Genomic DNA, 23,043 nt, shown 5'->3' with positions numbered 1-23,043 from the left:
AACGGCGCGTGTGGCGTGTCGGACGGACCATGGGCCGGGCAGGGAGCCGGCTTCAAAGCAGAAGGCGCGATCCACGCGCGTCCTGCACCAATGGCATCAGGGCTGCACGAACGGTAGTCGGGCGCGGTGCCTCAGACGGCGAGGCGCCGGCGAATATCCTCCACCTTGCTCCGGCTCACCGGCACCCGCGTCTCGCCGGCATCGGCCATCACGAGGTGCCAGCCGCCGTCCTCGCGGGCGGCGGCGCGGACGTGGCGCATGTTGACGAGGTAGCGCCGGTGCACGCGCACGAACTGCACCGGATCGAGCCGGCGCTCCAGATCGGCCAGCGGCCGCGGGCAGAAGGCGGAGAAGGTGGCGGTGCGGGCCTCCGCGTAATGGCCCTGCGCCACCAGAAAGGCGACCTCGGTGACGTCGATGAGGCTGATGAGGTCTCCCTTGCCCCGCACCAGCGGCAGTTTCATGAGGGGACACAGCGCGGCCACGGCCTTGGTGCCCGCAACCGCCAGCCCGTCCACCTCCACATCCGCCCCGCCGGTGCGGCCCATCACCGGCGCCTCCACCAAGGCGTGGATCATCATCACGAAACCATCGGGCGGGCGTTCTGGTGTCGTTTCGAGCCGGCTGACCTTGGCGATCAGCGTGCCCATGGCGGTGGTGACCACCAGCGAGGCGGTGCCATCTTCGGACGCGCGGGCGCGCTCGATGAGGAAAGCCACCTTGTCCCGCGCCTCTCCCGGATGGAGCGAGAGGATATCCACACCCGCGAGGCGCTGGCCCGGCGGCGCCAGCAGCCGCATGGCCACGGGATTGACGGAGCGGATGCGCAGCTCCGCATCGAGCAGCACTACCCCCACCGGCGTGCGCTGAAGGCGGTATTCAAATGATTGCATGGCGGCGAAAGCCGTCCTTTCAGGGGATGTGACGGCCATAACTCCCGATCTGGCTTCCGTGCCCGATGCCCCGTGGGGCGCCGGTATCCTACGCCGGACGGGCGCGAAGCCAAGGCTGAGCCGCCTCAAAAACGCCCGTTTGCCACGAAGAGGCCGCATGGATACTTTACGCGCCCTCATCCCGGCGCGGCGGCGTCGGCACGGCCCTGCCTCGGCGGGCCATCCCCAAGTCCTGGATCCCGAAGCTCTCAACTCATGACCGACATTTTCCACGAGATCGAGGAAGACCTCCGGCGCGATCGCCTGCGCAAGATCTGGGACCGTTTCGGCGGCGTGATCATCGCCGCCTGCGTGCTGGTGATCCTGGCCGCCGCGGGATGGAGCGGATACCAGTATTGGCGTCACCAGCAGGCGGTGAAGGCCAGCGAGGCCTATGAGAGCGCCGTCGCTTTGTTCGATGCCGGCAAGATGCAGGAGGCCGAGGCCGCCTTCGACGCCATCGCCAAGAGCGGCCCGTCCGGCTACCGGACCCTCGCCCTCTTCCGCGCGGCCGCCGCTACCACGGCGCGCGACAAGGCGGCAGGCATCGCCGCCTTCGATGCCATCGCCGCCAACAATTCCGTGCCGCCGCTCGCCCGCGACCTCGCCCTTGTGCGCGCGGCCTTGCTCGTGGTGGATACGGCGGGCCTGCCGGAAGTGAAGCAGCGCATCGGCGGCATCGCCAACGGCACCGGCCCCCTGCGCCACTCCGCGCGGGAGACGCTCGCGCTGGCCGAGCTGAAGGCCGGCGATCTCGCGGCCGCCAACAAGACCGCCACCGACATCACCAACGACAGCGAAACCCCGCCCGGCGTGCGCTCGCGGGCCGAGCTCATCCGCCGGCTCACCGCCTCGGCCACCGCCCCGGCGGGCGAGGTGCCCGCCGGTACCGCGCCGACCCAGTGAACCGCGAGAGGATCCGCATGACCGCGACGCGCATGAGGAGGACAAGCTTGATGATGGCACGCCCTGTCACCCGCAGCCTGCGCCTCGCGCTCGTGCTCGGTCTCGCCTTGACGGCGGCCGGCTGCGAGACGTTGGAGAATCTGAACCCGTTCGACCAGAAGAAGCCGCCGGTGCCGGGCACCCGCACCCCCGTGTTCCCGAACGGCGTGCCGGGGGTCGACTATTCGACCGGCCTCGGCCAGCCGAGCAACGCCAACGCCCCCATCGACAACCTGCCGGCCACGCCCCCGCGCGGCCAGCCGCAGCAATAATTCCTCAGACTGAAGCCGACCGCCGGCTGCGAGCCCATTTCATGACCTTTTCCCTGGCCATCGTCGGGCGCCCGAACGTCGGCAAGTCCACTTTGTTCAACCGCCTCGTGGGCAAGAAGCTCGCGCTGGTGGACGACCGCCCCGGCGTCACCCGCGACCGGCGCGAAGGGGAGGGACGCCTCGGCGACCTCACTTTCCGCATCGTCGACACCGCCGGCCTCGAGGAGGCGACCCCTGCGAGCCTGGAGGGGCGCATGCGCGCCCAGACCGAGGCGGCCATCGGCGATTGCGACGCCATCCTGTTCATGATCGACGCGCGCATCGGGCTTACCCCGACCGACCGCGCATTTGCTGATCTCGTGCGCAAGGCCGGCAAGCCTGTCATCCTCGTTGCCAACAAGAGCGAGGGGCGGGGCGGCGAGGCCGGGACGCTGGAAGCCTTCGGCCTCGGCCTCGGCGATCCCGTGCCGCTCTCCGCCGAGCATGGCGAGGGCCTCTCCGAGCTCTACGACGCCATCTGCGATGCCCTGCCGGAGCAGACGCGGCTCGAAGAGGAAGACGAGGACGACGAGGACGCCGAGGACGAAGCTCCCGTCGAGGGCGAGGCCGCGCCCGAGAAGCCACGCCGGCCCATCAAGGTGGCGGTGCTCGGACGGCCCAATGCCGGCAAGTCCACCCTCATCAACAAGCTGCTGGGCGAGGATCGCCTGCTGACCGGCCCTGAAGCCGGCATCACACGCGATTCGATCTCCGTGAACGTCACCTATGCCGGCATCCCGCTGGAGGTGTTCGACACCGCCGGGCTGCGCAAGCGCTCGCGCATCGACGACAAGCTGGAGAAGCTCTCCGCCGCAGATGGGCTGCGCGCCATGAAGTTCGCCGAGGTGGTGGTGATCCTCATCGACGCCACCCGCCCGTTCGAGGAACAGGACCTGCGCATCGCGGACCTCGTGGCGCGCGAGGGCCGGGCGCTGGTCATCGGCTACAACAAGGCGGACCTCGTGGCGCGCGGTGGCCTCGCCACCCGGCTGCGCGAGGAGATCGACCATCTCCTGCCGCAGGTGAAGGGTGTGCCCATCGTCCCCGTCTCGGGCCTCATGGGCCACGGGCTCGACAAGCTGGTCGCGGCCATCGTGAGCGCCCACAAGGTGTGGAACAAGCGTGTCGCCACCAACCCGCTCAACCGCTTCCTCCAGCAGGTGACGGAAAACCACCCGCCGCCGGCGGTGTCGGGGCGGCGCATCAAGCTGCGCTACATGACGCAGCCCAAGGCGCGCCCGCCGTCCTTCGTGCTGTTCTGCTCGCGCACCGATGCGGTGCCGGAGAGCTACATCCGCTATCTGGTGAACGGCATCCGCGAGACGTTCGACCTGCCCGGCGTGCCGATCCGGCTGACGCTGCGCGAGAAGGACAACCCCTACGCGGACTAAGTGGCCGCGGTCCAAAGGTGTTGAAGGCGGCTAAATTTATGGCCAGGACGTTGTTAGGCCGGCTAGATATCGTGCCGAGCCCTCAGCCCCTCAGAAAGGCGGCCTGATCGAAGATCTCGCCGAACTGGGTGCCGACGCAATCCGGCTCGGGATGCATCACCGGCACCGGTCCGACCGCCGCATCGAAGATGTCTGGCCGGTAGACCCCCATGGCCTCGCGCGCGGCGTCGGGGGCGAATTCGCCCTGGCCGGCGGCGACGATCTGGGCGTACATCCAGAGCGCATGGTCGGGTGATGGCCGGTTGGCGCCGTCGCGGTTCAGGATCAGATAGTCGGGATGCGATCTCAGCGCCCCGCCCGGCGCGGTGTGCAGCCGCCCGTCCAGCGTGCGGCGCAGGATGTCGGCGGGCAGATTGAGGTGGCGCGGCTCGCCCAGCAGCTTGGCGAGGTCTTCGTGATTGGCTGGGTCCTCGCACCAGCGGGCGGCGGCATAGAGCGCACGAACGAGGCGGTGCAGCACCTCCGGCTCGGCATTGGCGAAGCGGGCATGGACGCCCAGCACCTTCTCCGGCACCCAGCCGAACAGCTCAGCCCCGAGCACCGCGATGCGCCCCACGTCCGCATCCACCGCCACCGAATTCCAGGGCGAGCCCACCGAGAAGCCGTGGATCAGCCCGCCCCGCAGGCTCTCCGCCATGAAGGGCGGCGGCACCACCACGAGCCGCACGTCGCGGTCCGGGTCCACGCCGCCCGCCTTCAGGAAATGGCGGATCAGATAGGTGTGGGTGGAGAAGGAATAGACCGCGGCGAACACCAGCGGGTCACGCCCCTCGGCCTTCCGCTGCCGCACCACCTTGCCCAGTGCCAGCGCCGCGCCGGGCGCGGTGGAGAGATCCTCCCCCACCTCGCCCATGGCCGCGTAGACATGCTTGTCGATGGTGATCGCGCTGCCGTTGAGATTGAGCGCGAACGGCACCACCAGCGGCACCCGCACATGGCCGAGGCCGAGGGAGGAGGCGATGGCGAGCGGCCCCAGCATGTGGGCGCCATCCAGAAGCCCGATGTTCACCTTGTCACGGATGTTGGCCCACGAGACCTCCTTGTGCAGGTCGATCTCGATGCCCTCGGCCATGGCGAAGCCGCGCTCCGCCGCGGCGATCAGCACGGCGGCGTCCGTCAGGGGAATGAAGCCGATGGCGAGGCGTCTCATCGCAGAAGCTCCGCGGCGGTGATGATGGACTGGGCGATGTCGACGATGCGCTTCTTCTCGTTCATGGCGGTGCGGCGCAGGAGGTGGTAGGCGGCCTCCTCGTCGATGCCCTTCATCTTCATGAGCAGCATCTTGGCCCGGTCGATGGCTTTGCGCTCTTCGAGCTGGGTTTTTGCCTCCTCCAGCTCCGCCTTGAGGCGCGCGAAGGCGCGGAAGCGGGAGATGGTGGTCTCGAGGATCGGCTTCACCCGCTCCTTCCGAAGCCCGTCCACCACATAGGAGGCGACGCCGGCTTCGATGGCGTCCTCGATGGTCTTCGAATCGGTCTGGTCCACGAACATGGCCACCGGCCGCTTGACCTCGCGGCTCACCTGGAACATCTGCTCGATGGTGTCGCGCGAGGGATCTTCGAGGTCGATGAGGATCACATCGGGGTCGATGGCGTAAATGCGCTCCAGCAGGTTGTTGCGGCCGGTGATGCGCAGCACCGTTTCGAAGCCCGCCTCCTTGAGGCCCTCCTCCAGGATGGCGGCGCGCACGTCGCTCTCGTCGACGATCACGATCCTGAGGGTAAGGTCGTTCGCCATGGGGGTCCGGGGTGGGGCTGTCCGCTGGGGCTGGCGGACTCGGATGATACCTCACCTTCCGGAGCCGGTGCGGTCAAGTCTCCCGGCGCGCCACGCCTTGGCGTGAAGCAGGCCGGCGGCATGGACCTTCCCGCCAAGTCCTTCTAGAACGCCCGCGGCGGAGCGCGGCGCCAGGCCGGCCTGCGGCGATCCGCGCCAGTTCGTTTCTGTCCCGGCCCGGCACTCTGCCGGGTTCATCGAAGGCGTCCATGCGCGACCTTGCCGATTACGCTCCCGCCGAATGGCTCGCGCTGACCCCGCTCGCCCAGCGGCTGCGGCGCGCCCGCAATGTGGTGGTGGATCGCATCTACGCCCGCCGCCGGACGCGGGAGCAGGCCGAGGTTGTGGCGCGGATCGCCGCCGAGAGGGCGCCGGTCGTCGCCTTCACGGTGGCCTTCAACCTGCCGCAGGCGGTGGATTTCTTGGCCGATGCCATGGCGCGATTCCTGCCGGGGACGCCGCTGGTGGTGTGCGACAATTCCACGGATCCCGCCGCCCGCACGGCCATCGCGGCGCTGTGCGTGCTGCGCGGTCTCACCTATTGCCCTCTGCCGCCGACGCCCTATCGGGGCGCGCGCAACGGCTCGCGCTCCCATGGCGTGGCGCTGAACTGGATCTACGCCAACCTCATCCGCCCTGCCGCGCCGCGCGCCTTTGCGTTGCTGGACCACGATCTGATCCCGCTGGAGCCGATCGACCTCGCTGCGCGGCTCGCGGGACAGCCCTGCTACGGCATGGTGCGGCATGGCGAGGGCAACGGCGCCTGGTACCTGTGGCCGGGCTATTGCGTGTTCGATTTCGCGGCGGTGAAGGCGTTGCCGCTCGATTTCGGCACCGACACGCCGCTCACCCTCGACACCGGCGGGCAGAACTGGGGCGTGCTCTACCGTCACCTTGACCTTGCGGCGCTCCGCATGTCCAGCCGGCGGCGGGTGCATCTCGCCGATCCCGAAACCGGGGAGATGGAGCCATTCCTGCTGGCGGACGGCTGGCTGCATGTGGGGGGCGCTGGCCATCGCGGCGGTGGCGCGGGCGCTCTCGAGCGGGTGCGGCGGGCCTATGAGGCAGATCCGGTTGGGCTGATCGCGCGCCTCAGGGCAAGCCCGGAGCGGCTCAGCCCATAAAAAAGCGCCGCCGGCTGGGCCGACGGCGCGTGTCACTCAGGAAGAAGGTCGCGCCTCACTCGGCGGCGGCAGGAGCCTTGGCGCCCTTGGCCTTCTTGACCTTGCCGTCGGCCGTGCGGTCCTGACGCTCGGCGATACGGGCGGACTTGCCGCGGCGGTCGCGCAGGTAATAGAGCTTGGCGCGACGCACCTTGCCGCGACGAACCACCTTGATGGAATCGATCAGCGGCGAATAGACCGGGAACACGCGCTCCACGCCTTCGCCGTAGGAAATCTTGCGGACGGTGAAGCTCTCGTTCAGGCCACCGCCGGAACGGGCGATCACCACGCCCTCGTAGGCCTGCACGCGGGTGCGCTCGCCTTCGACCACCTTCACGTTCACAGTCACGGTATCGCCGGGCTGGAACTCGGGAATGGCCCGCTTCTCGGCGAGCTTCGTCGCCTGCTCGGCTTCGAGCGTCTGGATAATGTTCATTGTCGCCAACCTCTTGGTGCCGCTTCGGAGCATGTCGCCCCGGCGCCACGTCGTGTCGTTTTAAGTTAAGAGACGCGGCTCCATACAGGAGAAAAGGGGCGCTGTCATTCCCTTTCCGTCTTGGATCCGTCACGCGCGGGGGAAAGAAGGTCCGGCCGCCGCGCGCGTGTGACCGCCTCCGCCTCCGCCTGCCGCCAGCGGGCGATGCGGGCGTGATCGCCGGAGGTCAGCACCTCGGGGATGCCCTCACCCTCGAACAGCTGCGGCCGCGTGAATTGCGGGTATTCGAGCAGGCCGTGGGAGAAGCTCTCGTCCGTGCCGCTCTCCGCCTTGCCCATGACGCCGGGAATGAGCCGGACGCACGCGTCGAGCAGCAGCAACGCCGCCGCCTCGCCGCCGGAGAGTACCACGTCGCCCACGCAGACCTCCTCGAGGCCGCGGGCCGCGACAATGCGCTCGTCCACGCCCTCGAACCGCCCGCAGAGGATGACCGCGCCCGGCCCCGCCGCCAGTTCTCGCACGCGCGCCTGCGTCAGCGGGCGGCCGCGTGGGGTCATCAGCAGGCGGGGGCGGGGATCGTCCGCCGGGGAAACGGCGTCGATGGCGCGGGCGAGCACGTCGGCCCGCATCACCATGCCCGGCCCGCCGCCGGCCGGGGTGTCGTCCACCGAGCGATGGCGGTCGAGGGCGTGGTCGCGGATCTGCACGGCCTCCAGCCCCCACAGCCCGTTCGCCAGCGCGCGGCCGGCGAGGGCATGGCCAAGGGGACCCGGAAACATCTCCGGGTAGAGGGTGAGGACGCTGGCACGGAAGGTCATGGGGAGAGATGGGCGCGGGGCGGGGGCGGTGTCAAATCCGCGCGCCTCAGCCCTCCTTGTCCTCGCCCGCCTCGGGCTCGGGGTCACGGCGCTCGACGAAGGCCTCGGCGATGACCACCCGGCCGGCCTTCACCTCCACCACCGGCACGGCGACACGGGTGAAGGGCACCATGAGCGTCTTCGCCCGGATGCCGGGGAGGGCGGGGGCATATTCTAGGATGTCGCCGGCGCCGAAATCGTGCAGGGCGGTGACGGTGCCGATGCGCGCGCCGGCCTCGTCCTCCACGGCAAGGCCGATCAGGTCCGCATGATAGAAGGTATCTTCGTCCTCCGGCGGCGGCAGAGCTTCGCGGGGGACATAGAGGTCCACGTTGGTCAGCGCCTCGGCGGCTGTGCGGTCGGCGACGTTGGCGAGGCGCGCGACGAAATGGTCCTTGGCCGCGCGCAGCGCCGTGATGCGGTAGCGGGTGCGCCCCGAGGCATCGGTAAGCGGGTCGTAGTCGAGGATCGCGGCCGGATCCTCGGTGAAGACGAACAGCCGCACCTCGCCCTTCACGCCATGGGGGGCGCCGATACGGGCGACGAGGACGCGGTCGGTCATCTCAACTCCGGTGCTGGGCGCCTTCAATGGGGCGCGGCGGCGGCTCTAGACCTTATGTCTGCCTTTGCCAAGCGGAAGGCCGCGCCGTCCTCCGCCGCGCGGCGCTTTCGCGCTCCCGTGCGGCTCATCGGATGCTTGCCCGGCGGCGGCGGCTGATGCACCTTGCGCCCCCATGTCGAGCCATGCCCCCCAACCCATCCTTCTCGATGCCGTCCGCCTCTCCGGGCTTCTGGACCGCATCGCCGCCCGCATTGGTGCGTCCTACGTGCGCACCGACGCTCACGACCTCGCCCCCCATCTGGTGGAGGGGCGGGGCCTCTACCAGGGTACGACCCCGGCGCTGGTCGAGCCCGCCAACACGGAGGAAGTCGCCTTCGTGGTCGCCGCCTGCGCCGAGGCCGGCGTGCCGGTGGTGCCGCAGGGCGGCAATACCGGCCTCGTGGGCGGTCAGGTGCCGTTCGGCGCGCTGCTGCTTTCGCTGCGCCGGCTGAACCGCATCCGCGACCTCGATCCGGTGGACCTCACCGTCATCGCCGAGGCCGGCTGCACGCTGCACCAGGTGCAGCAGGCGGCGGAGGCGGCGGGCTGCCTGTTCCCGCTCTCCATCGGCTCGGAAGGCTCCTGCCAGATCGGCGGCAATCTCTCCACCAATGCCGGCGGGACCGCCGTGCTGCGCTATGGCAACATGCGCGAACTCGCCTTCGGCCTGGAAGTCGTGCTGCCGGACGGCCGAATCTGGAACGGTCTGTCGCGCCTGCGCAAGGATAATACGGGCTACGCGCTGAAGGACCTCTTCATCGGCGCGGAGGGCACGCTCGGCATCATCACCGCCGCCGTGTTGCGCCTGTTCCCGGCGCCCCGCGCCCGGGCGACGGCGCTGCTCGGCATTGCCGATCCCGAGACCGCGCTCTCCCTGTTCCGCCGCCTGCGCAACGCCGCCGGCGACAGCCTGACCGGCTTCGAGATCATGCCGGACTTCGGCCTGGAGATCGTGCTCAAGCACATGCCCGGCTCGGTGCGCCCGCTGGCGGAGCGGCATCCCTGGTACGTGCTCGCGGAGCTCACCTCCACCCGCCCCAACGACGACCTCTCCCAGCTCGCCCTCGACACGTTCGAGGCAGCGTTCGAGGCGGGCGAGATCGAGGATGCGGTGGTGGGCTCCTCGGAAGCCCAGTGCGACGCCCTGTGGAAGCTGCGCGAGGACATGTCCGACGCGCAGAAGTTCGAAGGCGGCTCCATCAAGCACGACGTGTCCGTGCCGGTGTCCAAGGTGCCCTATTTCATCGCAGAGGCGAACCGGCTGTGCGAGGCGCACATGCCGGGCATCCGCATCTGCGCCTTCGGCCACATGGGCGACGGCAACATCCATTACAACCTCAGCCAGCCCGAGGGCATGGACAAGGCCGCCTACCTTGCCACCTGGGAGGAGTTCAACCGCATCGTCCACGATCTCGTGGCCTCGCTGGGCGGTTCCATCTCGGCGGAGCATGGCATCGGCATCCTCAAGCGCGAGGAACTGCCCATGTACAAGGACAAGGTGGCGCTGGACGTGATGGCCGCCATCAAGCGCGCCATCGATCCGCGCGGCCTCGCCAATCCCGGCAAGGTGCTGATGGACTGAGGTAGACCAAACCGCGCGGCTTCTGGAGCCGCGCGGTCTTCGCTCAGGCGCCGCGCGGGCTTAATGGGGGCCTTCGCTCAAACGCCGCGCGGACTTATGCGCGGCGCAGGCGCTAGGTTGGCCGGCGGCGCACCGCGAAGGCGGTTCCGACCGCGAGGGCCAATGCGGCGGCGGCGCCCACGAACACCATGCGCGGGTGGTGATGGTCGAGCATCAGGCCGAACATCAGCGGTCCCACCAGCGAGCCGATGTCGTAGCCCGAATAGACGATGCCGAAGACCTTGCCGGTGGCGCCCGCCGGCGCCGCGCTGCGCACCAGCACGTCGCGCGAGGGGGTGGTGAGGCCCATGCAAAAACCCACCAAGGCGATGAGACCAACCGTCACTTCAGGTGCCGCCTGAAGCCAGGCGGCGAGAAAACCGAAGGCGGCAGCGGCAGCAAGGCCGCTCATGGCGATCTGGTGGTGCTGGGTGGAGCGGTCCGCCACATGCCCGCCGATGGCGACGCCCGCCGTGTTGCCCACCTGGAACAGCGCCACCGCCAGCGTCGCCAGCGCCACCGCCGCGCCAAAGCCTTCCTGCAGAGCGACGATGGAGAAGCTCTGGATGCCCGAGAGGGCGACCGCGGTGAGGGTGAAATAGAGAAAGGCCATCAGCACCACGGGCATGGCCAGCACATCGAGGAAGGAGTGCGGTGTGCCCCCCGCCGCCGCATGGGCCGCGCGTCCAGCTGGCGCGCGCAAGGGGCCCCGGAAGACCGCGAGCAGAAGCCCGATCAGCACCACCAGCAGCCCCATGGCGATGAGCGCCGTGCGCCAGCCGAAATGCGCGCCGATGGCGCCCGACACGATCGGCGACAGGCCGAAGCCGATGCTTCCGGCAATCACATGGGCGGCGAAGGCCCGCCCGAGCCGGGGCGCCGCCACCTTGTGGCTGAGGATGGAGAGGTCGGCCGGGTGGTAGACCGAATTGCCGAGGCCCGCGAGCGCGGCGAGGGGCAGCAGCAGCACATAGCTCGGCGCGATGCCCATGGCCGCCGTCGCGGCGCCCTGGGTGAGGATGCCGGCGAGCAGCAGGCGGTCAGCGCCGAAGCGGTCCACCAGCACGCCGGCGGCCACCTGCCCGGCGCCCGAGAACAGATAGAAGACGGAGAGCAACAGCCCCAGCTCGATGAAGGAGACCTGGAGGTCGGCCCGCATCATGATGAACAGCGGGGCGAGGGCGAGCTGGAGGAAATGGCTGCAAAAGTGGGCGCTACAGACGGCGCCGATGGAGGAAACCTCGGCCGCGGGCCAGCCGGCCGCGCGTGCGTCTATGGACATGACTTGCCACTCCGTCCCCGGCGGGGCACCGGGATCAGGCCGGTCCGGCTGCGCCGTTCCGGATGCTGCGTCTCCCCCTCTTCGGCCGGCTCGATGCCGCCCCGCCCGCGCGCCCCACGCGCCGGCTCACGCTTCGGGCGAGGGTTGGCTCCCTCGATTGTCCAGGACCGTGCAGGGCACGCTTACCGTTTCCCCGCGAGGGACGCACGCTTATTCTCGCCAGCTTGGGCGCACGCGGCCGTCAGCGTGTCCGGCGGGGGCCGTGGCCGCCGAAATAGCGCAGGGTCAGGCAGGTGATATCGTCGGCCTGGGGCGCGCCGCGCTCGAAGACATGCACCGCTGCCAGCACCCGCTCGTTCAGCTCCTCCACCGACCAGTCGGCGGCGCCGCTGCGCAGCAGCTCCTCCACGCGCTCCTCGCCGTAGGGCTGCTCGTCGATGTCGAAGGCTTCCGTCACGCCGTCCGTATAGAGGAAGAGCGCGTCGCCGGGCGCGAGGTGCAATTCGTGCTGCTGGTAGACGAAGCCTTCCAGCACGGCCACCGCCATGCCGCCGGTGGAGGGAACGGTCGTCACCTCGCCGGAGCGGGCGATGCGGTAGGGCAGATTGTGGCCGGCATTCACATAGGTGACCTTCCCCGAGGAGAGGTCGACCACGCCATAGAGCACGGTGACGAACAGCATCTGCTCGTTTTCCACCGCGAGCAGGTCGTTGAGGCGGCGGATGCAGCCCGCCGGTGAGCGCTCGAACAGCGCGGTGGAGCGCAGCAGGGTGCGGGAAATCGCCATGAACAGAGCCGCCGGCACGCCCTTGCCGGAGACGTCCGCCACCACGAAGCCGAGCGTGGTGTCGTCGATCATGAAGTAATCGTAGAAGTCGCCGCCCACCTCGCGCGCGGGGGTCATCTGGCCGTGCACGGCGACGCGCGCATCCGGCGGAAATTCCTTGGGCAGGATGGCGAGCTGCACCTGCCGGGCGATCTCCAGTTCCTGCTGGAGACCGGCGAGCTTGGTCTTGGTGATGAGGGCCTCGCGCAGCTCCACCACCATGGACGAGAGGCGGGTGTGCTGTTCGACGATCCGCCGCGACAGATCGTGGAGCACGCGGGCGACGCGCTTCAGCTCGTCGTCGTTCTCGCTCTCCTCACCCTTGGCGAGCAGGGCCAGAACCTCCTCGCGGTCGGTCGGATCGATGGCGTCGGCCAGCGCCTGCAACTCGCCGGAGATCACCACCTCCTGCCGCCGCCGCACGCGCTCGCGCTGGCGCCGGCTCTCGGCGAGGGCCTGCACATTGCCGCGCAGCGCGACGACGGCCGCGGCGATGCGGCCGATCTCGTCATTGCCGGCATGACCCACCGTCACCGAGGTGTCGCCGCGGGAGAGAGCCTGCAGCACGTCGATAGCCGATTCCAGCGGCCGGAAGCTGTACCAGAGGAAGACATTGAGGCCGACGACGCCGAGCAGGACGAGGACGATCGCGCCTGCGACCGCGGACTGGCGAATGAGGGCGGTGGCCTGCACCGTCTGCGTCGTGTCCTCGAGGCTCACCAGCGCGCCCACGGCGCTGCCGCTCACGTCGGCGATGGGGATGGAGGTCACGTTGTAGTTGCGCCCGTCCAGCATCAGCTGCTCGGCGGTGGGCCGGCGCGGTGTGATGGACACCTTCGCCCGTTCCCACAGGCGGAAATCGCTGCTGGCGACCACCCGCCCGCGCAGGGTGATGAGGGTGGTGGCGGCACTGATGCCGCGCGCGAAGCGGTCCATCCCGAGCGCCGCATCGCGGCCGAGCACGAGCACCGCCCGTCCGAGACCGGGCAGATCGACGGTGCGGGTGGTGATGACGATCACCTGCGAGCCGCTGATCTGGCGCAGTCCGGAGAGAATCTCGCCCTTGAGGGCGCGGTCGAGGCTGCCCGCGTCCAGGATGTAGCGGGCGTTGGTGGAGCTGTCGCTGAACACCACCTCGCGGTCGGCCGCCACAACCTCGAAATAGGTGGCGGGATCGTCGATATCGATGCCCACCTCGCGGATGGCCGCGGCGATGCCCGACCGATCCGAGAAGCCCAGCGCGATCCGGAACGGAGAGGAACTGTCGATGCGCTCCAGGATGCGGGCGAGATTGGCGGTCTGGAAGGCGACGATCTCCCGCCAGAGGACGGTCTGTCCCTCAATGGCCAGCTCGCCCTCGCGGGCCTGGGCGACGCGGTCGCGCAGCACCGTAGCGCCCCAGATGCCCAGCATGAGCAAGGTGAAGCCGGTGGCGACGATGAGGGTGATGCGGGTGCGCAGCAGCATCACGACCCCCGCACCTTGTCGGCGCGGCCGGGCGGCGCCAGCACCTCGCGCCGGACGCGTTCCACATCGGGTCTGAGCCCGCCGTCGAAATCCACCGCCAGCAGTTCCTCCACATAGGCCTCGAAGACGGAGCGACGCTCGGCGACCCTGCGGTTGCCGTGCTCAAGCTCCCGGAAGGCCCGGCCCACCGCGCCGCGGGTGCCCTGGCGACGGCCGTGCGGGTGCATCGCATCGCGCTCGCCGAAATGGCCGTTCACCGCCTCGGCGAGGCCCTTGGCGAGGCGGGCGCGGGCGCCCTCCAGCGCGTTGCCCACCAGAAGGCCGGCGACCAGGGCCGCCAGAGCGGCGCAAACCGTGACCACCACCGCCGCCTTGAGGCCGATATCGGCGAAGGAGGCGGCGAGGGCGGCGGGATTGGTGGTGACTTCCACCGAGGCCACCGTGTTGTTGTCCACCACCACCGGCGCGCTCACCGAATCAGCGCCGGAATGCTCGCCGATGGCGCTGCGGATCTCGCGCCCGTCCGATCCACGCAGCACGATCTGGGTGAGGCCGGGGGTGCGCGTCAGAGTCTCGGAGAGATGCTGCTCCACGCCCGGCAGGAGCTTCAGGGGAATGCCGAAGCGGGCCGCCTTCTCGAACTGCTGGGCGAGGGTGCGGGCCACCGACGTGCCGATCACCAGCGCGTCGCGGCGGGCGCTCTCCTCGACGCGGGCGCGGTACCCGTTGATGAGCACGGCGGCGGCGATGCCGCCGAGGACGAGGGTGAGGATGAGCGCGAACAGACCCGTCATGAGGCGGGCGCGGCCGCTCTCGGCGATCTCAGGCCGCATCGTCGAGTGCTCCCAACTGGCCGAGGCCGCGATCCACCCGCGCCTCGGCCTCCCGCCAGCTCTTCACGGTAGCCTCGGCGAGGGGGGTGAGGCCGCCGTCGTCGGCGGGAGGCCCGCCCTCGCCGCGCAGCACCCGCGTCACCCGGTCGAATGGGCGGGTCAGCATGTGGACGAACGCAAATGCGGCGATGATCGCGGCGATGGAGGCGGCAAGCGAAAGAACTCCGGTGCGGATCAGGAGATCAAGGCCCAGCCGGTCGGCGCGGGCGCTGCGCGCTTCGTCCGACACGGTAACGGAGATGCCGCCCGCCACCCCGAGATCGTTCTCGAATCGCGTGCCGAATACCGTGTCGCCGCGCTCTGCCGTCGCCCACTGGTTGTCGTCGCCCAGCCGCTTCACCCAGTCCGGGCTGACCTCCTCGCCGATCACGCTGCGGTCGGTCGAATAGATGGCGCGGCCGGCGGAATTGAAGATGTCGATGGCGAGGATGGAGGGGTCGCCCGCCTTCTCGCGCTCGATGCGCGGTTGCAGCAGGGAAACCTGGTCGAGCTGCAGGCCGATGGAGAGGTTCGCCTCGGTGGAGGCGCGCAGCGTTCCGAGCAGGTTGGCGACGCGCGCGCGCTCGATCTCCTCGCCCACCCGGTCGCTCGCCGAGAACGCGATCCCCGCGACCGCCACCACCGCAGCGGTCACGGACACGACGGCGACCAGGATGAGCCGGCTTACGAAAGTCATGCGGGGAACTTCGGTGGCGTGGACGGCCGGACGTTAACCGCGCGCTCGCGGCCAAACCAGACAAAAAACTCCACTGCGACCAAAAAAACCTGCATTGTCAGCTTTGTTTTCGTGGCATGAAGGTCGGGCGGTCGGGGCACGCCCCAAGGTTAAGGCGCAGATTTCCAGCGCTGGATCGGACCGTGCGCCGGGGGCGCGGCTGCCGGCGCGAGGGGCGGCGCGAAAGGTCGAGCGCGAAGGGTCATGAGGCGGACCACACTGGGGCTCATCATCGTGTTCGCGCTGATCGCGGCCGCGTGCGTCGCCTTCGGCGCCTATTTCTCCTATGTCACCCTCATCAACGCCCATCGCAGTGTCATCGAGGCCCGATGCGGCATCGCCGCGCAGCGGGTGGTGGACGTGGTGGAAAAGGCGGCCTCGCTGGGCATCGCTCTTCCTGCGCAGCAGACACTGACGGCTGTGCTGGAGCGCGAATCCCGCGTCGAGGATGCGATTCGCTCCATGGACCTGACGGACGAGCAAGGCATCGTGTTGTTCTCCAGCGAGCCCGGGCGCGTCGGCCTCGATACGGCCCGGGACCACGAGCGCGGCCTGTCACGTCCGGTGCGCAACGACATCGGCCAGAGCCTCGGCCGCGTGGTGGTGCGCTATGACAGCGCGATCCTGACCAACGGTTCGGCGGCGCTCGCGGCGGACCTCCGGCGCATCGCGCTTCCGACCCTGCTGTGGGCCGGCGCGGCAACCCTCGTCATCGGCCTGCTCCTCGCCGCGCTGCTGCAGCGGGCCGTGCGCCGGGCCGCCGAGCCGCGCCTGTGGCCGCCGGCCGCCCGCGCCGCGCTCGCCTCCGTGGAGGAAGCGCACCGGAACACGCGGTCGCCTGGCGCGGGCCTTCCGGATGGGGGCGCCGCATGATCGGCCTGCGCGGCGGCATCTCCATCGCCATCGTCATCATCCTGTGCTCGGCGCTGGCGGTGATCGGCTGGGGCTCCGAGCAGGCGGCCCAGCGCACCATCGCGCCGGAGATCGTCGCCAAAGCCAATTCCGTGGGTCGCGCCGCCGCCGACCTGGTGCAGCGCGCCGCCTCCGTGGGGGTGCCGTTCGACCGCCTGGTGGGGGTGAACCGCTATTTCGATGAGCTGCGCGCCGCCAACGTCGAGTTCACCCAGATCAGCCTCAACGCGGCCGGCGGCAAGGAACTGGCGCGGTCGGGCGACGCGCCGGCCGGCGGCGATGCCCCCCGGGTGATGGTCCCTGTTCAGGATTCCGAGGGCCGCCGCCTCGGCGACGTGATGATCGTGGTCGATCCCGGCGTCGTCTCCCAGCAGGTCGGCGCCGTGCTGGTGGACGTGGCCTTTATCGGCATCGTCGCGCTGCTGGTGGCGCTGGAGCTCGTCGCCCTGGTCGTCGGCACCCGCGGTCTCGAATCGCTGGTGGCGGTGGAGCGGCGGCTGAAGGCGCTGAAGCGCGGCGTGCTCTCCCGGCAAGATGGCGGCGGCGGCGCGGCCGGCGACCTGATCCTGCCCATCGACCGCCACGTGGAAACCCTCGCGGAGCGCCATCTCGCGTTGCGCGCCGAGGCGGAGCACCGAGGCGATGCCGAGGCGATCGCGCGGCTGGATGAAATCGAGGTCCGCACCGGGCTCGGCCGGGTCCAGGCGGCCGAGAGCGAAGCCGCCATAGCGGTGCGCCCGGCGCTGTTCCTCTTCATGCTGGCGGAGGAACTGACCCGGCCCTTCCTGCCGCGCGCGGCCCAGGCGCTGGGCGTTCCGGCGGGCTACGGTCCCGACATGGCGGCGAGCCTGCCCATCGTCGCCTTCATGGCGGTCGTCGCGCTGTGCCAGGTACCTTTCGCCTCCCTGTCCGAGCGGCTCGGCCGCCGCCCCGGCTTCATCGCGGGCGCGGCGCTGGCGGCGGCGGGCTACGTGGTCTCGGCGATCAGCCCGCATTACGACGTTTTCCTCGCCGCCCGCGTCACCACGGCGGTCGGCTATGCGCTGGTGTTCGTGTCCGCGCAGGGACATGTGGTGGACCTCTCCTCCGGCGCCGCCCGCAGTGCGGCGCTGGCCGTGTTCGTGCGCGCCATCATGGTGGCGAGCCTGTGCGGCCCGCCGATCGGCGGCGTCATCGCCGACCGGCTGGGGCCGGGCGTCGCCTTCGGCACCTCCGCCGGCCTAGCCCTCGTGGCGCTTCTCGTGGCCCGCCTGACGCTCCCCGCCGCGGCGCGTCATCGCGCAGTCGCCAACGTGGGACTGGCCGATCTCAAGGCGGCCGCCCGCGCACCGGGGCTGATGTCCCTGCTGCTCGGCTGCGCCTTCCCGGCCAAGTTCCTGTTCGCCGCCCTGTGCTTCCTGCTCGTGCCGCTGGAACTGCAGCGCGAGGGCTTTTCCTCTGCGGCCATCGGCCGCTTCCAGATGATCTATCCGGTGCTGATGGTGATCGGCGTGCCCTTCTTCGCAGCCCTTGCGGACCGCTTCAGCGCCCGCGCGGGCTTCGTGGTGGCGGGCGGGCTGGTATCGGGCATCGGCGCCATGGCGGTGCTGCTCCACCCCTCCGTGGCGCTGATCGTGGTGGCTCTGGTCGCGCTGGGGTGGGGGCAAGCCATGTCCATCGCCTCCCAGTCGGCGCTGGTGGCCGATACCGCGACCAGCATGGGCGCCGGCCGCGCGGCCGGCGTTCTCGGCCTTTTCCGGCTGGTGGAGCGCTCCGGAAACGCCGCCGGTCCGGCGAGCGCCGGCTTCCTGCTTTCGACCCTCGGCTTTGCGTCGGCTACGGGTTTTCTCGGTGCTGTGGCGGTAGCCGGGGCTATGCTATTTGCGCTATCCGGACGCAGAATCTTCGTCCATCATTCGCGGCGCGCGTCCTCCGCGGCCGCCTCGGAAGGGAGTTCCGCCTGATGGATCGCCGTTCCCTCCTCGCACTCGGCCTCGGCGCGGGTGCCGCGGGGCTGGTGGGTACCGTCCCCGGCGCCTTCGCGCAGACCAATGGCGGCAATGGCCAGCCCCGTCCCGCCGGGGCGCCTGCGCCCGTTGCCGCGGCCAATGGCGAACCGTTCCGCGTGCTGATGCTGACCTTCCGCGGCGATACCGACGTGGAGCGCGGCTTCCGGGATTATTTCGCCGCCAATGACGTCAAGGTCGAGTTCATGACCCGCGACGTGGAGCGGGACGCGAGCCGCGTGAAGCCCATCCTCGCGGAGGTGCTGCCCAGCTTCCGGCCCAACCTCATCTATACCTACGGCACGCCGCTGACGCTGGGCGTCGCCGGTCCGTATGACGCACCGCCAACCGCCGGCTTCGTGCGGGACATTCCGGTGGTCTTCGCGCTGGTCGCGGCGCCGGTGCAGGTGAAGATCGCCCCTTCTCTCGCCTCCTCGGGGCGCAATGTGACCGGCGCGGTGCATGTGGTGCCGACCGACGTGCAGATGCGCGCCATGCAGAGCTACAAGGCGTTCAGGAAGGTCGGCGTCATCTATTCGCCGAACGAGAGCAACTCCGTCGCGATCATCAACGAGATGAAGGCCTTCTCCGCCACCATCGGCGCCGAGGTGCTGACGCAGCCCCTCACCATGGTCGGCAACAAGCCGACCGGCGACGGGGTGGAGGAATTCGTGAGGAACCTGAAGGCGCAGGGCGCCGAATGGCTCTACCTGCCCGCAGATACCTTCCTCGCCACGATCTTCGATCGGGTCGGCCCGGCCGCGCTCGCCGCGGGGCTGCCCACGTTCGGGGCTACGGAGTTCTTCCTGCGCGAGGGGCTGGGGCTTGTCGGGCTTGTCAGCCGCTATTATTCCGTGGGCCAGCTCGCCGCCTCCAAGGCGGTTGAGATCCTCGTCCAGCACGTGCCGCCACGAGACATCCCCATCGAGACGCTCAAGCGCTTCGCGCTCATCATCAACATGAACGTGGCCAAGCAGCTCGGTGTCTATCCGCCCATCGCCATGCTCAATTATGCGGAAGTAATCACGTGATGAACGCCCTGCGCGAGGCCGTACCGACCTCTACGCTGACGCAGCGCATGCTCGGGCCAGACGATCTCGACGCGATCGACACCCTTCATCATCTTGCCATCGGCCCCCTGGTGCGGCCCGAAGTGGTGAAGCCGGAGAACCGGTCCTATTTCGAAAGCATCCTCGGCGGCCGCGGCCACATCATCGGGCTGTATGACGACGCGCTGCTGGTCGCCTACGGCATCCTTCAGCACGACCATTCGCCCAAGGACGGGCCGCACCGGCTGCTTGGGCTCGATCCCGCCCGGGCGGTGGGACGTCTCGCGGGCGCCTCGGTGCATCCGGCCTATCGCGGGCGCGGGCTGCAGCGGGTGCTGATCGCCGCTCGCGTCATGGCCGCGCCGTCCGACATGGTGCTGTTCTCCACCGCCGCGCCGGTGAACACGCCGAGCTGGGCGAGCCTGCTTGCCGAAGGCTTTCCCATCTATGACATCCAGCTCTTCTTCGGCGGCTATGCGCGTTATGTGATGGTGCGCGACTTCACCACCTTCGATCCGCAGGAGACGCTGCTGGTCGATCCTCTGGACACGCCGCGTCAGAAGGAGCTGTTTGCCGAGGGCTGGCACGGCTACGCCCGTTGCCGCACCGATTCCGGCGCTGCCGGCGTGCTTTACGCCCGTCCCCGCAGCGCCTGAGAGGGCACTTTCGGCCTCTGCTCCGCGTCACGAAACTGTCGTATGGTTTGCTGAATCTGTGCCCGCATCGCGCGGGCGTCCCGATCCAGAGAGAAACTGGCCCATGAAGATCGAGAGGACCCCGCTCGGCCCCGACATCATCCTCGTGCGCCTCGAGGGCCGCCTCGACATTGCCGGGGCAGCGGCGGTTGAGCCGGAATTCAAGTCGTCCTGCCAGGCCGCCCGCGTACTTGTGGTCGACCTCTCCGGCACGCCGTTCATGGCCTCCATCGGCATCCGCCTTCTGCTGGCGGGCGCCAAGGGACTGCATCGCAAGGGCGGCACCATGGGGCTGTTCGCCTGCGATCCCCAGGTGGAGAAGGTGCTTCGGGCCACCGGCGTCGACCAACTGGTCGGCATCCACGCCACGCGGGACGAGGCGCTCGCGGCGGCGGGCGTCTCCCCGGCAACCTGACGGCGGATCCCATGGCGACGCCCGCGGCCGGAACCCTCGTCTCGACCATCGATGTGGGCGCGCGCATCGACGACATCACCGAAGCCACCGGGTGGCTCGGCGCGCTGGCCGAGGAACACGGCTGGCCGGACGCGACGCGCTTCGCGCTGGAGCTAAGCCTCGAGGAGGCGCTCACCAATGTCGTGTCCTATGGCTTCGTGGGCAGCGAACGGCCGCCGCACATCCGCATCGAGTGCTGGCGGCTGCCCGAAGGGCGGGTCGCTGTGCGTCTGATCGACAATGGCGTGCCCTTCGATCCCACCCGCATCGCCGAGCCGGAGGTGCCCGACAGCATCGAGGATGCCAAGATCGGCGGCCACGGGGTGCAGCTGATGCGCCATTTCCTGGAAGCCCTCGACTACAGCCGCGAGGGCGAGGAAAACCAGCTGACGCTGGTCGCCAACGCGGCCGTGTGACCCCTCACGAGAGTGTCGTAGTCCGGGAGTATGGTAGCCGGCTGGGATGAGAGAGCCGGAGCCGGGAACCTTGAGCGTGCCCGCGGCGTTCCCAGGTACCGCGGAGATTTTTCCTTCGATGCTCGTCATTGCCGAGCTGATGGCCGGTCTTGGCCTTCTTTTTGTTGGCCTCAAGGCCATGTCGACCCACCTTCAGCAGGCGACCGGCCGCAAGGTGCGCGGGCTGTTACGCCGGGCCACGCGCTCGCCTGTCACGGGCCTTCTGTGCGGCACGCTGGCGGGAGCAGCGACCCAATCGTCCAACGCCGTTGCCGTCATCAGCGGCAATCTGGTGCGGGGCAATGCCTTCACCACGCGCGATGCCATCCCCATCGTGGCGGGCGGCAACATCGGCACGTCGGCTTTGGTGTTCGTGGCGGCGATCGATTTCCGCCTGCTGGTGCTCTATCTCGTCGGCGTCGTCGGTATCGGGTTCCATTTCCGCCTCGATCGCCGCCAGGGCATGGGCGAATGGATGGGCGTCGCCCTGGGCCTCGTCCTCGTCCTGCTGGGGCTGGATTTCATCAAGCAGGCGCCGCGGGCGCTCGACGTCGCCGCTCTGGCGCTCAATCTCGATTCAGGGGTCACGCCGCTCGTTGGGTTCATCCTGGGCCTGGTGGCGTCCACCATCAGCCAGTCCTCCTCGACGCCGACCATCCTTGTGCTCGCGCTGATGCAGACCGGACTGCTGGGGCTCGACGACGCGCTGTGCATCGTTCTGGGCGCCAATCTCGGCTCCGGTTTCGCGGCGGTCATCTCCGCCGGAGCATTGAGGGGCACCGGCCGCCAGCTGTGCTACGTGCATGTGCTGGTGAAGATGGTGGGCTGCGCGGTCGTGGGCGGGGCCGTGCTGCTTGCGCCCCTGTTCGGCCGCGACGCGCTTGCGGCTCTCGACCAATTGGGCCGGGGCGAGGCGTCGCTTTCGCTTTCGCTCCTGTTTCTGACCCTGCAGGTGGCAGGCGCGCTACCGGTCGCCTTCGCCCGGGGCCTCACGGAGCGGATCGTCGCGGCGCTTAGCCCGCCCACGGTGGAGGATGGCGCAGCGCGGCCACGCTTCATCCACGACGAGGCGCTGGCCGACCCTATCACCGCGCTCGACCTTGCGATCAGCGAGACCCTGCGCCTGGTGAAGCTGTTGCCGACGCTGCTGCCGGACCTCGACCAGACAGAAACCGACGCTGCCGGCGAACGCTTGGCCCTGTGGCGCGGTGCGGCCTCCGTGGGACTGGCGGTGGACCAGTTCGTGGCCGAGCTGATCGCGGCCGGCCTCGCCCGGGACAGCCTGGAGGTGGCGCTGCATCATCAGTCGCTGGTGGAGAACGTGCGCATCCTGCAGGACACGCTGCACGATTTCACCGAAGTGGTGGAGGGCTTCGACGAGGTGCCGCCGCTCGCTTTCGCCCTGTCCGAATCGCTGCGCGCCATCACGCTCTCCCTCGCCGACGCCACCGACGGGCCCGGGGAAGACCTCGACCTGATCATCGCGCTCGCGGGCGATCGATCGGAGATGCTCAATCGCATCCGCCGGCAGCTTGCCGCAACGGCACTCGACGCCGGCTCGGACGCGCGGCAGCTGCTGCTGGCGACCAGCCTGTTCGAGCGGGCGATCTGGCTGGTGCGCCGCAGCGCGATTGCGTTGCGTGCGCCCGAGAATGAGGATAATCGGGATCGTCCGGCCGCCTCCGGGGCGGACATCAAGCGAGTAGAGGCCGATGCACATCGAGCGTGAGCAGGTCGGAAGCGACGTGGTGCTGAAGGTGGCGGGGCGCCTCGACACGCCCAATGCCAAGCCGTTCGAGGCGAGCCTCATGGAGGTCGTCTCCATGACCGATGGGGGAATCGTCGTGAACCTTGCCGGCGTGGACTACGTGTCCTCCTCCGGCCTGCGCGCGCTTCTCGTCGCCGGCAAGGCCATGCGCGGGGCGAAGCGCAAGCTTGCGCTGTCCTCGCTCCAGCCGCAGATCCGCGAGGTGTTCGACATCTCCGGTTTCTCGACCCTGTTCGAGATCAACTGAGCGGACGGTCCCGATGGCGGGGGCGGGAGGGGTGCAGGGCGTTTTGGGCCTCCTGCGCTTCCTCGCTGATCTGGCTGGCCTCCAGCACGCAAGTCTCGGAGAACTGGTCGCTGCCGTAATCTTCGTGGTTGCGCTGTTCGCCGTCATCGTTCTGGTGCTTTGGCACGCTTATTCCGAAAGGTGAACGGCAGGGCAGCGCCTC

At 69.4% G+C, this 23,043-nt stretch carries 24 protein-coding genes; 13 read left to right on the top strand and 11 right to left on the bottom strand.

What is annotated here, in order from left to right; genetic code table 11:
• Positions 1 to 131 precede the first annotated feature (131 nt).
• Positions 132 to 893 carry a LytTR family transcriptional regulator gene (locus tag V5F63_RS21990; RefSeq protein WP_394101093.1) on the bottom strand — a complete coding sequence of 254 codons (762 nt, stop codon included), beginning with the start codon at positions 891 to 893 and terminating at the stop codon, positions 132 to 134.
• 255 nt (positions 894 to 1,148) lie between these two features.
• Here V5F63_RS21990 and V5F63_RS21985 point away from each other — a divergent pair, with 255 nt between their 5' ends.
• The 3 genes from V5F63_RS21985 to der are packed head-to-tail and all read left to right on the top strand — an operon-like array spanning position 1,149 to position 3,579.
• Entirely contained in the window at positions 1,149 to 1,838 is a 690-nt protein-coding gene (locus tag V5F63_RS21985) for a tetratricopeptide repeat protein (RefSeq protein ID WP_394101094.1), read from the top strand.
• A 50-nt stretch (positions 1,839 to 1,888) separates the two neighbouring features.
• Entirely contained in the window at positions 1,889 to 2,149 is a 261-nt protein-coding gene (locus tag V5F63_RS21980) for a hypothetical protein (RefSeq protein ID WP_394028839.1), read from the top strand.
• 41 nt (positions 2,150 to 2,190) lie between these two features.
• Positions 2,191 to 3,579, top strand: a complete 1,389-nt coding sequence (gene der / locus V5F63_RS21975; protein ID WP_394101095.1) for a ribosome biogenesis GTPase Der — start codon at positions 2,191 to 2,193, stop codon at positions 3,577 to 3,579.
• Positions 3,580 to 3,661: 82 nt separating this feature from the next.
• Here the strand turns inward: der and V5F63_RS21970 are convergent, their stop codons facing one another.
• The gene (locus V5F63_RS21970) at positions 3,662 to 4,789 is read right to left on the bottom strand and encodes a CmpA/NrtA family ABC transporter substrate-binding protein (RefSeq protein ID WP_209485683.1); all 1,128 of its coding nucleotides are present in this window, start codon (positions 4,787 to 4,789) and stop codon (positions 3,662 to 3,664) included.
• Positions 4,786 to 5,376 (bottom strand): ANTAR domain-containing response regulator, encoded by a 591-nt coding sequence (locus tag V5F63_RS21965; RefSeq protein ID WP_024277102.1) that lies wholly within the window; start codon positions 5,374 to 5,376, stop codon positions 4,786 to 4,788. The genes V5F63_RS21970 and V5F63_RS21965 overlap by 4 nt, the downstream gene beginning before the upstream one ends.
• Positions 5,377 to 5,624: 248 nt before the next feature.
• Here V5F63_RS21965 and V5F63_RS21960 point away from each other — a divergent pair, with 248 nt between their 5' ends.
• Positions 5,625 to 6,539: a protein-tyrosine phosphatase family protein gene (locus V5F63_RS21960; protein ID WP_394101096.1), complete on the top strand. Its 915-nt coding sequence runs from the start codon at positions 5,625 to 5,627 to the stop codon at positions 6,537 to 6,539.
• Between the two features lie 55 nt (positions 6,540 to 6,594).
• On the opposite strand, the gene rplS is transcribed toward V5F63_RS21960, so the two are convergent.
• From rplS to rimM, 3 genes are all read right to left on the bottom strand, one after another.
• Positions 6,595 to 7,014 carry a 50S ribosomal protein L19 gene (gene rplS / locus V5F63_RS21955; RefSeq protein ID WP_209485679.1) on the bottom strand — a complete coding sequence of 140 codons (420 nt, stop codon included), beginning with the start codon at positions 7,012 to 7,014 and terminating at the stop codon, positions 6,595 to 6,597.
• A 104-nt stretch (positions 7,015 to 7,118) separates the two neighbouring features.
• Positions 7,119 to 7,832, bottom strand: a complete 714-nt coding sequence (gene trmD / locus V5F63_RS21950; RefSeq protein WP_394101097.1) for a tRNA (guanosine(37)-N1)-methyltransferase TrmD — start codon at positions 7,830 to 7,832, stop codon at positions 7,119 to 7,121.
• Positions 7,833 to 7,878: 46 nt separating this feature from the next.
• Positions 7,879 to 8,433 carry a ribosome maturation factor RimM gene (gene rimM / locus V5F63_RS21945; RefSeq protein ID WP_394101098.1) on the bottom strand — a complete coding sequence of 185 codons (555 nt, stop codon included), beginning with the start codon at positions 8,431 to 8,433 and terminating at the stop codon, positions 7,879 to 7,881.
• A 172-nt stretch (positions 8,434 to 8,605) separates the two neighbouring features.
• Between rimM and V5F63_RS21940 the strand changes: the two genes are divergently transcribed.
• Positions 8,606 to 10,054, top strand: coding sequence for an FAD-binding oxidoreductase (locus tag V5F63_RS21940; protein WP_394101099.1), 1,449 nt, complete (start codon positions 8,606 to 8,608; stop codon positions 10,052 to 10,054).
• 112 nt (positions 10,055 to 10,166) lie between these two features.
• On the opposite strand, the gene V5F63_RS21935 is transcribed toward V5F63_RS21940, so the two are convergent.
• The 4 genes from V5F63_RS21935 to V5F63_RS21920 form a co-directional block, all read right to left on the bottom strand.
• Positions 10,167 to 11,375 carry an MFS transporter gene (locus tag V5F63_RS21935; protein ID WP_394101100.1) on the bottom strand — a complete coding sequence of 403 codons (1,209 nt, stop codon included), beginning with the start codon at positions 11,373 to 11,375 and terminating at the stop codon, positions 10,167 to 10,169.
• A gap of 241 nt (positions 11,376 to 11,616) precedes the next feature.
• Positions 11,617 to 13,668 carry a SpoIIE family protein phosphatase gene (locus V5F63_RS21930; protein ID WP_394028832.1) on the bottom strand — a complete coding sequence of 684 codons (2,052 nt, stop codon included), beginning with the start codon at positions 13,666 to 13,668 and terminating at the stop codon, positions 11,617 to 11,619.
• A complete protein-coding gene (locus tag V5F63_RS21925) occupies positions 13,668 to 14,501 on the bottom strand; it encodes a hypothetical protein (RefSeq protein WP_394101101.1) in 834 nt (277 codons plus the stop codon). Before V5F63_RS21925 ends, V5F63_RS21930 begins: the two co-directional genes overlap by 1 nt.
• Positions 14,491 to 15,237 carry a hypothetical protein gene (locus tag V5F63_RS21920; RefSeq protein ID WP_209485665.1) on the bottom strand — a complete coding sequence of 249 codons (747 nt, stop codon included), beginning with the start codon at positions 15,235 to 15,237 and terminating at the stop codon, positions 14,491 to 14,493. Before V5F63_RS21920 ends, V5F63_RS21925 begins: the two co-directional genes overlap by 11 nt.
• Positions 15,238 to 15,480: 243 nt before the next feature.
• Here V5F63_RS21920 and V5F63_RS21915 point away from each other — a divergent pair, with 243 nt between their 5' ends.
• From V5F63_RS21915 to V5F63_RS21880, 8 genes are all read left to right on the top strand, one after another.
• The gene (locus V5F63_RS21915; protein ID WP_209485663.1) at positions 15,481 to 16,149 is read left to right on the top strand and encodes a hypothetical protein; all 669 of its coding nucleotides are present in this window, start codon (positions 15,481 to 15,483) and stop codon (positions 16,147 to 16,149) included.
• Positions 16,146 to 18,131: an MFS transporter gene (locus V5F63_RS21910; RefSeq protein WP_394101102.1), complete on the top strand. Its 1,986-nt coding sequence runs from the start codon at positions 16,146 to 16,148 to the stop codon at positions 18,129 to 18,131. The genes V5F63_RS21915 and V5F63_RS21910 overlap by 4 nt, the downstream gene beginning before the upstream one ends.
• Complete coding sequence (locus V5F63_RS21905) at positions 18,131 to 19,204, top strand: ABC transporter substrate-binding protein (RefSeq protein ID WP_209485659.1); 1,074 nt, start codon at positions 18,131 to 18,133, stop codon at positions 19,202 to 19,204. Before V5F63_RS21910 ends, V5F63_RS21905 begins: the two co-directional genes overlap by 1 nt.
• On the top strand, positions 19,201 to 19,878 hold the full coding sequence (locus tag V5F63_RS21900) for a GNAT family N-acetyltransferase (RefSeq protein ID WP_509210811.1): 678 nt from the start codon (positions 19,201 to 19,203) through the stop codon (positions 19,876 to 19,878). Before V5F63_RS21905 ends, V5F63_RS21900 begins: the two co-directional genes overlap by 4 nt.
• A gap of 103 nt (positions 19,879 to 19,981) precedes the next feature.
• The gene (locus tag V5F63_RS21895) at positions 19,982 to 20,332 is read left to right on the top strand and encodes an STAS domain-containing protein (protein WP_209485656.1); all 351 of its coding nucleotides are present in this window, start codon (positions 19,982 to 19,984) and stop codon (positions 20,330 to 20,332) included.
• 11 nt (positions 20,333 to 20,343) lie between these two features.
• Entirely contained in the window at positions 20,344 to 20,787 is a 444-nt protein-coding gene (locus V5F63_RS21890) for an ATP-binding protein (protein ID WP_394101103.1), read from the top strand.
• 118 nt (positions 20,788 to 20,905) lie between these two features.
• Entirely contained in the window at positions 20,906 to 22,555 is a 1,650-nt protein-coding gene (locus V5F63_RS21885) for a Na/Pi symporter (RefSeq protein WP_394101104.1), read from the top strand.
• The gene (locus V5F63_RS21880) at positions 22,539 to 22,841 is read left to right on the top strand and encodes an STAS domain-containing protein (RefSeq protein WP_024277119.1); all 303 of its coding nucleotides are present in this window, start codon (positions 22,539 to 22,541) and stop codon (positions 22,839 to 22,841) included. Before V5F63_RS21885 ends, V5F63_RS21880 begins: the two co-directional genes overlap by 17 nt.
• Here the strand turns inward: V5F63_RS21880 and V5F63_RS21875 are convergent.
• Complete coding sequence (locus V5F63_RS21875; RefSeq protein WP_394101105.1) at positions 22,834 to 23,007, bottom strand: hypothetical protein; 174 nt, start codon at positions 23,005 to 23,007, stop codon at positions 22,834 to 22,836. The two genes, V5F63_RS21880 and V5F63_RS21875, sit on opposite strands and share 8 nt — an antisense overlap.
• Positions 23,008 to 23,043 lie beyond the last annotated feature (36 nt).

The sequence above is a fragment of the Xanthobacter wiegelii genome, from assembly GCF_043193855.2.
GTDB classification, from domain to species: Bacteria; Pseudomonadota; Alphaproteobacteria; order Rhizobiales; family Xanthobacteraceae; genus Xanthobacter; species Xanthobacter flavus_A.
This window is presented reverse-complemented; position numbering and strand designations above follow the sequence as displayed.

Bases quoted from the DNA above. Each gene is read 5' to 3' on its own strand.
- V5F63_RS21990 (WP_394101093.1), bottom strand. From the start codon at position 893: ATGCAATCATTTGAATACCGCCTTCAGCGCACGCCGGTGGGGGTAGTG.
- V5F63_RS21915 (WP_209485663.1), top strand. From the start codon at position 15,481: ATGAGGCGGACCACACTGGGGCTCATCATCGTGTTCGCGCTGATCGCG.
- V5F63_RS21965 (WP_024277102.1), bottom strand. From the start codon at position 5,376: ATGGCGAACGACCTTACCCTCAGGATCGTGATCGTCGACGAGAGCGAC.
- V5F63_RS21940 (WP_394101099.1), top strand. From the start codon at position 8,606: ATGTCGAGCCATGCCCCCCAACCCATCCTTCTCGATGCCGTCCGCCTC.
- V5F63_RS21985 (WP_394101094.1), top strand. From the start codon at position 1,149: ATGACCGACATTTTCCACGAGATCGAGGAAGACCTCCGGCGCGATCGC.
- V5F63_RS21970 (WP_209485683.1), bottom strand. From the start codon at position 4,789: ATGAGACGCCTCGCCATCGGCTTCATTCCCCTGACGGACGCCGCCGTG.
- V5F63_RS21935 (WP_394101100.1), bottom strand. From the start codon at position 11,375: ATGTCCATAGACGCACGCGCGGCCGGCTGGCCCGCGGCCGAGGTTTCC.
- trmD (WP_394101097.1), bottom strand. From the start codon at position 7,832: ATGACCTTCCGTGCCAGCGTCCTCACCCTCTACCCGGAGATGTTTCCG.
- V5F63_RS21880 (WP_024277119.1), top strand. From the start codon at position 22,539: ATGCACATCGAGCGTGAGCAGGTCGGAAGCGACGTGGTGCTGAAGGTG.
- der (WP_394101095.1), top strand. From the start codon at position 2,191: ATGACCTTTTCCCTGGCCATCGTCGGGCGCCCGAACGTCGGCAAGTCC.
- V5F63_RS21885 (WP_394101104.1), top strand. From the start codon at position 20,906: ATGCTCGTCATTGCCGAGCTGATGGCCGGTCTTGGCCTTCTTTTTGTT.
- V5F63_RS21895 (WP_209485656.1), top strand. From the start codon at position 19,982: ATGAAGATCGAGAGGACCCCGCTCGGCCCCGACATCATCCTCGTGCGC.
- V5F63_RS21980 (WP_394028839.1), top strand. From the start codon at position 1,889: ATGATGGCACGCCCTGTCACCCGCAGCCTGCGCCTCGCGCTCGTGCTC.
- V5F63_RS21905 (WP_209485659.1), top strand. From the start codon at position 18,131: ATGGATCGCCGTTCCCTCCTCGCACTCGGCCTCGGCGCGGGTGCCGCG.
- V5F63_RS21910 (WP_394101102.1), top strand. From the start codon at position 16,146: ATGATCGGCCTGCGCGGCGGCATCTCCATCGCCATCGTCATCATCCTG.
- V5F63_RS21960 (WP_394101096.1), top strand. From the start codon at position 5,625: ATGCGCGACCTTGCCGATTACGCTCCCGCCGAATGGCTCGCGCTGACC.
- V5F63_RS21930 (WP_394028832.1), bottom strand. From the start codon at position 13,668: ATGCTGCTGCGCACCCGCATCACCCTCATCGTCGCCACCGGCTTCACC.
- V5F63_RS21920 (WP_209485665.1), bottom strand. From the start codon at position 15,237: ATGACTTTCGTAAGCCGGCTCATCCTGGTCGCCGTCGTGTCCGTGACC.
- rplS (WP_209485679.1), bottom strand. From the start codon at position 7,014: ATGAACATTATCCAGACGCTCGAAGCCGAGCAGGCGACGAAGCTCGCC.
- V5F63_RS21890 (WP_394101103.1), top strand. From the start codon at position 20,344: ATGGCGACGCCCGCGGCCGGAACCCTCGTCTCGACCATCGATGTGGGC.
- V5F63_RS21925 (WP_394101101.1), bottom strand. From the start codon at position 14,501: ATGCGGCCTGAGATCGCCGAGAGCGGCCGCGCCCGCCTCATGACGGGT.
- rimM (WP_394101098.1), bottom strand. From the start codon at position 8,433: ATGACCGACCGCGTCCTCGTCGCCCGTATCGGCGCCCCCCATGGCGTG.